14 protein-coding genes and 1 tRNA gene are annotated in these 11,700 nt (G+C 29.4%); 10 read left to right on the forward strand and 5 right to left on the reverse strand.

Annotated features, from left to right (window positions below; all coding sequences use genetic code 11):
* The first annotated feature begins 2 nt into the window (after positions 1-2).
* From lgt to ychF, 7 genes are read left to right on the forward strand one after another with little or no spacing between them, the layout of a single operon-like run.
* Positions 3-782 carry a prolipoprotein diacylglyceryl transferase gene (gene lgt, locus AMN99_RS03140; RefSeq protein ID WP_075506384.1) on the forward strand — a complete coding sequence of 260 codons (780 nt, stop codon included), beginning with the start codon at positions 3-5 and terminating at the stop codon, positions 780-782.
* The gene (locus AMN99_RS03145; RefSeq protein WP_075506385.1) at positions 766-1,815 is read left to right on the forward strand and encodes an SAM-dependent methyltransferase; all 1,050 of its coding nucleotides are present in this window, start codon (positions 766-768) and stop codon (positions 1,813-1,815) included. The genes lgt and AMN99_RS03145 overlap by 17 nt, the downstream gene beginning before the upstream one ends.
* Positions 1,808-2,566, forward strand: coding sequence for a peptidoglycan editing factor PgeF (gene pgeF, locus AMN99_RS03150; protein WP_075506386.1), 759 nt, complete (start codon positions 1,808-1,810; stop codon positions 2,564-2,566). The genes AMN99_RS03145 and pgeF overlap by 8 nt, the downstream gene beginning before the upstream one ends.
* An 8-nt stretch (positions 2,567-2,574) precedes the next feature.
* The gene (locus AMN99_RS03155; protein ID WP_075506387.1) at positions 2,575-3,507 is read left to right on the forward strand and encodes a ribose-phosphate pyrophosphokinase; all 933 of its coding nucleotides are present in this window, start codon (positions 2,575-2,577) and stop codon (positions 3,505-3,507) included.
* A gap of 45 nt (positions 3,508-3,552) precedes the next feature.
* Positions 3,553-4,245: a 50S ribosomal protein L25/general stress protein Ctc gene (locus AMN99_RS03160; protein WP_075506388.1), complete on the forward strand. Its 693-nt coding sequence runs from the start codon at positions 3,553-3,555 to the stop codon at positions 4,243-4,245.
* A gap of 40 nt (positions 4,246-4,285) precedes the next feature.
* Positions 4,286-4,846, forward strand: coding sequence for an aminoacyl-tRNA hydrolase (gene pth, locus AMN99_RS03165; RefSeq protein ID WP_075506389.1), 561 nt, complete (start codon positions 4,286-4,288; stop codon positions 4,844-4,846).
* Positions 4,846-5,919 (forward strand): redox-regulated ATPase YchF, encoded by a 1,074-nt coding sequence (gene ychF / locus AMN99_RS03170; protein ID WP_075506390.1) that lies wholly within the window; start codon positions 4,846-4,848, stop codon positions 5,917-5,919. Before pth ends, ychF begins: the two co-directional genes overlap by 1 nt.
* Here the strand turns inward: ychF and AMN99_RS03175 are convergent.
* The 3 genes from AMN99_RS03175 to petA are packed head-to-tail and all read right to left on the reverse strand — an operon-like array spanning position 5,896 to position 8,462.
* Positions 5,896-6,654, reverse strand: coding sequence for a cytochrome c1 (locus AMN99_RS03175; protein ID WP_306452584.1), 759 nt, complete (start codon positions 6,652-6,654; stop codon positions 5,896-5,898). The genes ychF and AMN99_RS03175 overlap by 24 nt on opposite strands.
* A 22-nt stretch (positions 6,655-6,676) precedes the next feature.
* On the reverse strand, positions 6,677-7,939 hold the full coding sequence (locus AMN99_RS03180) for a cytochrome b (protein WP_075506392.1): 1,263 nt from the start codon (positions 7,937-7,939) through the stop codon (positions 6,677-6,679).
* Positions 7,940-7,949: 10 nt separating this feature from the next.
* The gene (gene petA / locus AMN99_RS03185; protein WP_075506393.1) at positions 7,950-8,462 is read right to left on the reverse strand and encodes a ubiquinol-cytochrome c reductase iron-sulfur subunit; all 513 of its coding nucleotides are present in this window, start codon (positions 8,460-8,462) and stop codon (positions 7,950-7,952) included.
* Between the two features lie 91 nt (positions 8,463-8,553).
* On the opposite strand from petA, the gene AMN99_RS03190 reads away from it, so the two are divergent.
* The 3 genes from AMN99_RS03190 to greA are packed head-to-tail and all read left to right on the forward strand — an operon-like array spanning position 8,554 to position 10,322.
* Positions 8,554-9,012: a tRNA (cytidine(34)-2'-O)-methyltransferase gene (locus tag AMN99_RS03190; protein WP_075506394.1), complete on the forward strand. Its 459-nt coding sequence runs from the start codon at positions 8,554-8,556 to the stop codon at positions 9,010-9,012.
* 1 nt (position 9,013) lies between these two features.
* The gene (hemF, locus tag AMN99_RS03195) at positions 9,014-9,841 is read left to right on the forward strand and encodes an oxygen-dependent coproporphyrinogen oxidase (protein WP_075506395.1); all 828 of its coding nucleotides are present in this window, start codon (positions 9,014-9,016) and stop codon (positions 9,839-9,841) included.
* A 4-nt stretch (positions 9,842-9,845) separates the two neighbouring features.
* A complete protein-coding gene (gene greA / locus AMN99_RS03200) occupies positions 9,846-10,322 on the forward strand; it encodes a transcription elongation factor GreA (RefSeq protein ID WP_075506396.1) in 477 nt (158 codons plus the stop codon).
* Here greA and AMN99_RS03205 read toward each other — a convergent pair.
* Together AMN99_RS03205 and AMN99_RS03210 are read right to left on the reverse strand one after the other, a co-directional pair.
* Positions 10,319-11,593 carry a CCA tRNA nucleotidyltransferase gene (locus AMN99_RS03205; protein WP_075506397.1) on the reverse strand — a complete coding sequence of 425 codons (1,275 nt, stop codon included), beginning with the start codon at positions 11,591-11,593 and terminating at the stop codon, positions 10,319-10,321. The two genes, greA and AMN99_RS03205, sit on opposite strands and share 4 nt — an antisense overlap.
* A 5-nt stretch (positions 11,594-11,598) precedes the next feature.
* Positions 11,599-11,672, reverse strand: a tRNA-Gln gene (locus AMN99_RS03210).
* Positions 11,673-11,700: the final 28 nt, after the last annotated feature.

Genomic DNA, 11,700 nt, shown 5'->3' on the forward strand with positions numbered 1-11,700 from the left:
AAATGTTCATCAATAATTTTGACCCAGTTGCAATAGAAATATTTTCTTTAGAAATTAGATGGTATTCTCTAGCTTATATAGTTGGTATTTTATTTGGATGGTTAATAGCAAAAAAACTGTTCTTAAAGAATTCTGAAATAAATAAAAAATTTGATGATTATATAACGTACTTAATCATCGGAATTATTTTAGGTGGAAGAATTGGTTATGTATTATTTTATAATTTTGAATTCTATATCAATAATCTATTAGATATTTTAAAAGTATGGGAAGGCGGCATGTCTTTTCATGGAGGAGTAATTGGTATTGTTGTTGCAACTATATTGTTTGCAAAAAAAAATAATCAAAATACGTTTCTATATTTAGATGTCGTCGCTCTAGTTGCGCCTATTGGAATATTTTTTGGAAGAATTGCAAATTTTATAAATTCTGAACTTTATGGAACTATAACTAATTTACCTTGGGCAGTTACTTTCATACAAATAGATAATCAACCACGACATCCCTCACAAATTTATGAGGCATTATTAGAAGGTTTAATTTTATTTTTAATTTTAATTTATTTTAGAAGTAGAGGAAATTTTGAAAAAGCTGGATTGATTTCTGGATTATTTTTAATTTTCTATTCAATCTTTAGATTTATTGTTGAATTTTTTAGAGTTCCAGATGATCAATTGGGATACCTAATATTCAATTTAACTATGGGTCAATTAATAAGTTTTATCTTTTTGATAATTGGATTAATTATTTTCTTTTTGAAAAAAAATGAACAAGTCGACTAATTTACCTCTAGATCAATTTATCAATCACGCTCTTTACGATAAAGAAATTGGTTATTATATGAAAAAAAATCCCTTTGGAAAAGAAGGTGATTTTATTACGTCTCCCAACATCACAAGACTATTTTCAGAAATAATTGCGATTTGGGTAATAACTTTTTGGAAAAGCATCGGTTCACCTAAAAATTTTAACTTAATTGAACTTGGCGCTGGTAATGGAGAAATGATGAAAGTTGTGTCTGAAACATTAAAGAATTTTCCAGATTGTTTTAACTCCTGTAATTTAATGATTCATGAAAAAAGCTCATATTTAATTGATGAACAAAAAAAAAATTTAAATTCTGAAAAAATAATCTGGGTAAATGAAGTTGAAATCGACAACACATTTCCTTGCATTTATCTTGCAAACGAATTTTTTGATGCACTTCCAATAAAGCAATTTTTTAAAAAGGAGAATAATTGGTTTGAAAGGTATGTTAATTTAAAAACTTACAAAAGGGCTGAGTTCAATGATAAAGAAGTTGATATTAAAACAATAGAGCAAGAACTTAAATTTGGAATATCTAAGGACCAAGATATTATTGAGTACTCTCCAGAAGCGTTTAAATATCTAGAGAAAATTTGTAAAATTATTGAGAACAGAAATGGTGGACTTTTAATAATTGATTATGGATATTTAGATCTGAAAATAAAAAATACTATTCAAGCAATAAAGGATCATAAATTTTCAAACATATTAGAAGATATTGGCGACTCTGATATCACATACAATTTAAATTTTAATTTATATGCTAATTATATTAATCAATTTGAAAAACTAGATCATCTAATTACCAATCAAAAAAAATTCTTAACAAGTATGGGAATTTTGCAGAGAGCAGAGATTGTAAGTAATAATATAGCCTTCTCACAGAAAACAGATCTATTTTATAGAATTAGACGTTTAATTGATGAGAAACAAATGGGAGAGTTGTTTAAGGTAATGTTGATTAAAATTAAAAACAATAAATTTAAAACAGGTTTTCAAATTGATTAAATCTAAAAAGCTTTCAAAAAATAAAGCTATTAAACATGGTTTTTTTAATAGCATCGGTGGTGTATCAAAAAATATTTATAAAAGTTTAAATTGTGGTCCAGGTTCAAATGATAATAGTGCAAATGTAAAAAAAAATTTAAATATCGTTAAAAATAAAATTTCCAAGAAATCAAAAAATATTTTTTTACTTAATCAAATTCATAGTAATAAATTCGTATTTATTGACAAAAAGCATAAATCAAAAATAAAACCTAAGGCTGATGCAATTATTACTAATCAAGTAAATTTGCCTATTGCAGTTTTGACTGCAGATTGTGTACCAATACTTGTTTTTGACAATCAGAGAAAAATGATAGCTGCAATTCATTCAGGATGGAAAGGTGCCTTTAAGGGAATTATATCAAAAGTCATTAAATTTATGGTTAAGAGAGGGTCTAAATCAAAAAATATTACGGCAGTTATAGGTCCATCAATATCAGTTAAAAATTATGAAGTTCAAAAAGATTTTTATAAAAAATTTATAAGAAAAGACAAAACTAATCATAAATTTTTTAAATTGGGTAAAGAAAAGTTATATTTTAACTTATCTAGTTATGTTAAATCATTAATTCTTAAGTCTGGTGTGAAAAAAATAGAAAAAATTGACGTTGATACATTCGATGCTAAAAATAAATTTTTTAGTGCTAGAAGATCAAAAAGTTTAAATCATGCTGATTATGGTAGAAATATTTCAATAATTATGCTTAATTAGGTTTTTTCATGAAATTATTATCAGGAAATAGCAATAAACCTCTTAGTAAGAATATTGCTAAATATTTAAAATCTAAATTAGTCAATTCAAGTATTAGAAATTTTTCTGATGGTGAAATTTATGTTGAGATTAATGAGAACATAAGAGGAAATAGTATTTTTATTATTCAATCTGTATCTTCTCCAGCTAATGATAACTTAATGGAACTTTTATTATGCATAGATGCTTTAAAAAGATCATCCGCAAAAAATATAACTGCTGTAATTCCATATTTTGGTTATGCAAGACAAGATAGAAAAGTTGTCCCAAGAACTTCCATTTCAGCAAAACTAGTATCTAACCTGATTACAAAAGCAGGAGCAGATCGTGTTGTAACAGTGGATTTGCACGCAGGACAAATTCAAGGATTTTTTGATATTCCAGTAGATAACTTGTTTGCTACTCCTATTTTTGCAAGACACGTTAAGAAAAAAATTAAAAGTAAAAATATGATTTGTGTTGCTCCAGATGTGGGTGGTACTGAGCGAGCAAGATCTCTTGGAAAACTTTTAAATGTTGGTCTAGCTATAGTAGATAAAAGAAGACCAAAGCCTGGACAATCTCAGGTTATGAATGTGATTGGGGATGTAAAAGGTAAGACATGTATAATTGTAGACGATATCATCGACTCGGGTGGAACAATTGTAAATGCAGCTAAAGCTCTAAAAGATAGAGGTGCAAAAGAAGTTTATGTTTATATTACTCACGGCGTTCTTAGTGGTGAAGCGGTCAAAAAAATTAAAAACTCCGTTATCAAAAATTTAGTAATTACAAATACAATTGATAATAGTGACAAAATAAAAGGTGCAAAAAACATTGAAGTTTTATCTATTTCAGGGCTAATGGGTGAAGCAATTAAAAGAATATCAAATTCTACTTCAGTATCTGATTTATTTAAATAATTACCTTGTGTTATTAAGGATCTTGAGCTAAAAACCCTTGTTTTTATGAATACTTTAGAAGCTAACATCAGAGATACTAAAACAAAAGGTGAGCTTAACTCACTAAGAGATAATGGAGAAGTTCCAGCTATAATTTATGGCGGAGAAGCTCAAAATGAAAAAGTTTCTATATCTAAGAAACTGCTAAAGTCGATGTTAGAAGACTCAAATTTTTTATCTACAATTCTTACATTAAATGTAAACGGTAAACCACAAAATGTACTTCCAAGAGAAGTGAAATATCACATCTTGTCAGACGAACCTATGCATGTTGATTTTTTAAGAGTTGTGCCTGGTCTAAAAATTAGAATTGAGGTTCCAGTTAAATTTATTAATCATGAAAAGTCACCTGGATTAAAAAAAGGTGGAGTATTAAATATTGTAAGAAGAAAAGTTGAATTGAAATGTCCAAGTGAAAAAATACCTGACAATCTTTTAATTGATTTAGATGGTATTGATATTGGAGTAAGTTTTAAAATTTCATCAATTAATCTAGATCCTGAAGTTGTACCAACTATTCAAGGTAGGGATTTCGTTATTGCAACACTTGCGGCTCCAACTGTAATGAAAGAGCCAGAAAAACCAGCTGAAGCTGAAGCTGCAGAAGGTGAAGCGGGTGCTGAAGCTGCTACTACACCAGCTGAAGGTGATAAACCAGCTGCTGAAGGCGAAGAGAAGCCTGCTGAAGAAAAAAAATAAATTATTTAGACTGAAGTTTGTTTTCCATTAAAAAATTTTTATGCTTTTATTTGTAGGACTAGGTAACCCAACGCCCGATAGTGAAAATAATAGACATAATGTAGGTTTTAAAATTATAGACTCGATAAATAAAAAATTTGGCCTATCAAAACAGAAACCAAAATTTAAAGGTTTGCTTACAACAGGAAATGTTGGAGACAAAAAAATATATGCAATTAAACCTTTAACTTTCATGAATAATTCAGGAATTTGTATAAGAGAATTAATAGAATATTTTAAAATTGATGCCGAGGATGTCATAGTTTTTCATGATGATTTGGATGTGGAATTTGGAAAAATAAAAGCTAAGTTTGGTGGATCTAGTGCAGGTCATAATGGTATAGCTTCAATAGATAAATTTATTGGTAAAGATTATTCTAGAGTAAGAATTGGTATTGGAAAACCAAAAGACAATATGGAAGTAAGTGATTTTGTACTTCAAAACTTTGATGAAGATGAAATGGCTGGATTAGAAAAAATTACAAATAATATTACTGAGTCAATTTCAATATTAATTGAAAAAAAATTAGATCTATTTTCAAGTACAGTTAATAATAAATAATGAGTTTTAAATGTGGAATCGTTGGTTTACCAAATGTTGGTAAGTCTACACTTTTTAATGCACTAACAAATTCTAGTAAAGCACAAGCAGCTAATTTTCCATTTTGCACAATTGATCCAAATGTTGGTGTAGTTCCCGTACCAGATGAAAGATTGTCCAAATTATCAAAAGTCTCCAACTCTAAAAAAATAATTAATACTACAATTTCATTCGTTGATATTGCTGGTCTTGTAAAAGGAGCTTCAAAAGGAGAAGGATTAGGAAATAAATTTCTTTCTCATATCAGGGAAGTTGATGCAGTAATTCATATGATTAGATGTTTTGATTCAGATGATATCCAAAATGTTAATCCTGACGTAAACCCAGTGAGAGATTTGGAAATTATTGAAACTGAAATGATGCTTGCAGATCTTGAAAGTATTCAAAAAAGATTGGAAAAAAATAACAAGAAAAATGTAGATGAGGAACAACTTAAAATTTTAGAAATTGCTCTTGATTGCATAAATAATGATAAAGATATTTCGGTTCTAAAAACACAATTTGATATCAAGCAATTAAATCAAAGCGGTTTATTATCAATTAAACCAAAAATATATGTTTGTAATGTTGATGAACAAAGTGTTCAGAATGGTAATAAATATACAAAAGATTTTATAGAAAAATTTGGTAATGAAAATACACTAATTGTATCCGCTGATATTGAAAATCAAATTAATGAGCTACCTGCTGAAGAGAAAAAAAATTATATGGAAATGATAGGTTTAAAAGAAACTGGATTAAATATGTTAATTCAAAAAGGTTACAATATACTAGAGCTGGACACTTATTTTACATCTGGTCCTGAGGAAACAAGAGCATGGACAATTAAAAAAAATTGTACAGCTCCTAAGGCAGCAGGTGAAATACATACTGATTTTGAAAAAGGGTTTATTCGAGCTGAAACTATTTCTTATGAAGATTTTATAGCAAATGATGGATGGGTAAATTCTAAAGCAAATGGGAAAATGAGATTAGAAGGAAAAGATTATATTGTTAAAGATGGAGATGTATTAAACTTCAGATTCAACACGTGACCAAATTTTCTTCATACTAAAGTAAACTAAAATAGTTAAAATAATCAAATATACTATGGCTTTAAATCCCATTTGGTGTCTTGCTTCTAAGTGAGGCTCCGCAGCCCACATTAAAAATGTTGTTACATCTTTTGACATCTGTTCAACTGATGCGTTAGTACCATCCCCGTACTCTACAATTCCATCTGATAATGGCGCTGCCATTCTGATCTTATTACCATACATATATTTGTTGTAATAAACTCCATCATCCAAAGTTACTCCACTTGGTGGATCTTGATAACCTTGAAGTAAAGAATAAATATAATCAACTCCACCACCTCTAGCTTTAACTAAAACAGACATATCTGGTGGATAAGCTCCTCCGTTAGCTGCTTGTGCGGCTTTTACATTATCGTATGGCATTACAAATTTATCCGAAAGTTTTCCAGGTCTAGTAAACATTTCGCCATCAGCGTTTGGTCCATCTGTAACTTCAAAAGAAGCAGCGATTGCTTTTGCAGCTGCCTCTGAAAACTCTGGTCCACCCTCTTCTGATAAATTTCTATAGCTTAAATATTTCATTGAATGGCAAGAAGCGCAAACTTCCGTATAAACTTGATATCCTCTTTGAAGAGCTGCTCTATCAAATTTTCCAAAAAGACCTTTAAAACTCCAATCTGTTTTAAGATAATCTACTTTTTCTGCAGCAAATGTTTGGGCACTAATTAGAGAGAAAAATGAAAGTATTAAAATTAGTTTAAATAACTTTTTCACTTTATTTTATTTTACTTTCTGTGTGTTTTGCAGCTTCTAAGTTTGGTGATCCACCTAAAATAGGCTCTGTTATACTTAGTGGAACAGGTAATGTTCTCTCTTTAAATCCAAGCACAGGGAGAATAACCAAGAAATGTAAGAAATAATAGGCAGTGGCTACTCTTGCAATTAATAAATAAAGACCTTCTGCAGGCATTGCTCCCATGTAACCAAGAATTAAAACGTCTGCTACTAAAATCCAGTAAAACTGTTTATACAAAGGTCTAAATACTGCTGATCTAATTTTTGAAGTATCTAACCAAGGTAAAGCTGCAAGTATTAAAATAGCAGATAGCATTGCAATTACTCCAAGTAGTTTATCCGGTACCGATCTTAGTATTGCGTAAAAAGGTAACAAATACCATTCTGGAACTATATGAGCTGGAGTTACCATAGGATTTGCCTCTATGTAATTATCTGCGTGACCCAAAATATTAGGCGTATAAAAAACAAAAAATGCAAAAACAATCATAAACATTAATAATGCAAAACCATCTTTAATAACAATGTATGGGTGGAATGGGACGGTATCCTTAGATGGTTTTTTGATATCAATACCAACTGGATTATTATTTCCAGGTACATGCAGAGCCCATATATGTAAAATTACAAGTCCTGCTATTAAGAATGGGATTAAATAATGTAGAGTAAAAAATCTTGTTAAAGTTGGATTATCAACTGAGTATCCACCCCATAACCATGTTACAATTCCCTCACCTACTAACGGGATTGCACTAAATAAATTTGTAATAACAGTTGCTCCCCAGAAACTCATTTGTCCCCAAGGTAAGACGTAGCCCATGAATGCAGCTGCCATCATTAACAAGTAAATTACTATACCAATAATCCAAATTATTTCTCTTGGTGCTTTGTAAGAACCATAAAATAATGATCTAAAGATATGAATATACACAGCAAGAAAAAACATCGATGCACCATTTGCATGTATATATCTAATTAACCATCCGTAGTTAACATCTCTCATTATATGCTCAACACTTTCGAATGCCATGTCAGCATGAGCAATGTAATGCATCGCCAAAGTTAATCCTGTTATAATTTGTGTGATTAAGCAAAAAGTTAAAATTCCTCCAAATGTCCACCAGTAATTTAAATTTTTTGGAGTAGGATAATCTGTTAAATGATTTGCAAGAGTTAGTAACGGTAATCTATCATTAAACCATTGACCAACTTTTGATTTAGGTTGATAATCGTGATCACTCATAACAACTGTACTATCCTATTTTAATTGTGTTTGCGTTTACGAATTCATATTTTGGAACTTCCATATTCCAAGGAGCTGGTCCTTTTCTAATTCTTCCAGACGTATCATAGTGAGAACCGTGACAAGGACAAAACCATCCATTATAATCACCTTTGTCATTCAAAGGCACACATCCTAAATGAGTACAAACTCCAAGCATGACTAACCATTCAGGATTTTTTGCTCTATCCTCATCTTTTTCTGGATGAATTAATTCTTCCATTTTAACAGATCTTGCTTCGTCGATCTCTTCTTGTGTTCTTCTTCTGATGAAAACTGGTTTTCCTCTCCATAGAACTGTAATTGTGTTTCCAGGTTTGACTGAACTTACATCTACCTCGGTACTTGCTAATGCTTTAACTGAAGCATCTGGGTTCATTTGATCTACCATGGGCCACACTACTGCTGCAGCTCCAACTGCACCTACAGCTGTGGTCGCTGTAAATAAAAAATCTCTTCTTTTTTTTGGCTTTTTATCTGACATTTTAAATAGTTTTTTGTTAAAAAATTAATTTAATATACGATTTCTTATAAGATAACAGTAATTTTTCTACTGAAAGAATGACACATTACGGATGAAACCTAGACCTAAAATTTCACTATACGAGCCAGATATTCCACAGAATACAGCTGCAATTATACGAACGTGTGCCTGTTTAGGGGCGGAATTAGAAATTATTGAGCCTTGTGGATTTTTATTATCTGACAAAAGGTTTAAAAGAGTTGTCATGGACTACATGGACTATAGTAAAATTAAATTCTACCAAAGTGCAGAACATTTTTTTGAAGAAAAAAAGAATCAAAGAATTGTTTTAATGACAACAAAGGGTTCTATAAATTATACTAAATTTAATTTTAAAGCTGATGATACAATATTATTTGGAAGAGAGAGCGCTGGTGTTCCAGAGAAGGTTCATAAGCTGATTGGTGATCGTCTAAAAATTCCAATGAATGAAAATGCGAGATCTCTAAATATAGCATCCTCAGTTGCAATAGTTTTGGCTGAAAGTTTAAGGCAAAATAATTTAATGTAATATGGACAATTCAATTAAAAAAGACCTAGCTAGCAATTGGTTCAAATTATTACAAAATGCAATTTGTAATGACATACTTGAATTAGAAAATAACAAAATAAAATTTGTATCAACTTCTTGGAAAAGAAACTCTAAAAGAGATGAAGGAGGTGGTGAATATAGAATTTTAAAAAATGGAAAAATTTTTGAAAAAGTAGGAGTAAATTTCTCAAAGGTATATGGAAAATTTCCTAAAAAATTTCAAAAAAATATACCAGGAGCTGAGAAAGATCCTAGATTTTGGGCTTCAGGAATTTCAATAGTTATGCATATGCAAAATCCGCACATTCCAGCTATGCATTTTAATACAAGATATATCAGCACTCAAAAAAATTGGTTTGGAGGGGGAATGGATGTAACCCCGGCCATCAAAGATGATAATGAAAAAAATAAATTTCATAAAACTTTAAAGTTAATGTGTGATCAACATAATAAAAATTATTATAAAAAATATAAAAAATGGTGTGATGAATATTTTTATTTACCCCACAGAAAAGAAGCTAGAGGAATTGGGGGAATTTTTTTTGATTATAAAGATGATAATTTCGAAAAAGATTTTAAATTTGTAAGAGATGTTGGTATTACTTTTCAAATGATCTTTAATGAAATTATTAGAAAAAAAATTAAGAAAAAATGGTCTTTAAAAGAAAAAGAGAAGCAGTATATTAAAAGAGGTCGTTACACAGAATTTAATTTACTGTATGACAGAGGAACTAAATTTGGATTACAAACTGGTGGTAATGTAGAAGGAATTTTAATGTCGTTACCTCCTTTAGCTAAGTGGAAATAAAAAAATGGAAAAAGAACCTATTACCTTAAATGGTTTAAAAAAATTAGAGGAAGAACTTATTTTTTTAAAAGAAAAGAAAAGACCTGAGATCGTTGCCGCAATTGCTGAAGCAAGATCGCATGGAGATCTAAAAGAAAATGCCGAATATCATGCTGCAAAGGAAGAACAATCTCATAATGAAGGTAGGATTACTGAAATAAACGACATAATAGCCAGAGCTAACGTAATTGATGTAACTAAATTAAATAATGAGGGTAAAGTAATTTTTGGATCAACTGTATATCTAGAAGACTTAGATAGTGGAGAAAAAATAAATTATAAAATTGTTGGAAAAGATGAAGCTGACTTAAAACAAAAATTAATTTTCTTTCAGTCCCCAATTGGAAAAGGATTAATAGGTAAAAATAAAAGTGATCTTGTAGAAATAAGTACCCCTTCTGGGATAAAGAATTTTGAAATTAAAGACGTTAAATATATTTAACTCTTTGCAATTTTTTCAACCTGTTTATCTGAAATTTGAAATCCATTTTGAACCCAGGTTTCTTCTATAAGTTTTAACTTTTTACCTAAAATTTTACCCTCAGGAATTTTATACTTAGACATTAAAATATTTGCTCCAATTTTTAATTCAGGCAATGTTTTATTTTCGTAAATTTTAAGTAGTTTTAATAATTTATTCTCCACCTTACTTGAATAGAACAATTTAAAATTAATTATATCAATTACAGTTTGTCTACCATTATAGTAAAATATTTTATTAAAGTTTTTTTCTGTAAAACTTTTAATACTCACCTTTTCTTTGAAAAAATAATGAATTAATTTAAGCCTCTTTTGATCTTTTTTTGAGATTTTAAATTTATAAATAAAATAGTCAGTATTGTCTGTTTCATCAATAATCAGTAATGCAATTACAAAAATAAAGTCAAAGTTGCTAATAACTTTGGAACTAAATGAATTCAGTTTCTTAAAATGATTAATATTTTTAAATTGTGGAAATACTATTTCTAATATTTCTAAACTTTGTTGATCTTCAAATAATTTGAGAAAATTTTTTGATTTAACTGTCTTTTTAAATTCATCTAATAATCTTTCAGCAGATAAGTTCGAAATACCTTTGATATTTTTTTTAAATATTTTAATTACCTCTGTTTTATGATTTTCAGTTGAGTAATTAATATGAAATCGGAAATATCTTAATATTCTTAAATAATCCTCTTGAATTCTTTTTTCTGGATCTCCAATAAATTTTAAAACACCTTTATTTAAATCTAGCTTACCATTTTGTGGATCAAATAAATTTCCTGAACTATCAGAGTAAATAGCATTAATTGTAAAATCTCTTCTTTTTGAATCTTCTTTCCAATCAGAAGTAAATTCAACTTTTGCATGTCTTCCATCTGTAGCAACGTCTTTTCTAAGTGAAGTAATTTCATAGTTTTTTTCATTTATTACTGCAGTTATCGTGCCGTGTTCTTTACCTGACTCAAAAAATTTAATTTGATGTTTATTTAGTGCATCACAAACTTCATCTGGTGTAATGTTAGTTGCTAAATCAATGTCATCTACTTCTTCTCGATTTATAATTTTTCTAATACACCCTCCAACAAATCTTAATTCACTATTTTCAGAATAATTGTTAATTGCTTCAAAAATTTTTTTTGCAGGAGTGTTCTGGGATATGTTTTTTATATTTTTACTTATATAATTAAGATTTTTGGACCTAAAAAAAATTTTATCTAAAAATTTATCCATATATATGGCTGGGGCGCTAGGATTCGAACCTAGGATGCAGGTACCAAAAACCCGTGCCTTACCGCTTGGCTACGCCCCAATATTATAGATCCTATAACACAAAAAAA

It is taken from the genome of Candidatus Pelagibacter communis (genome assembly GCF_001180225.1).
Classification (GTDB): domain Bacteria; phylum Pseudomonadota; class Alphaproteobacteria; order Pelagibacterales; family Pelagibacteraceae; genus Pelagibacter; species Pelagibacter ubique_D.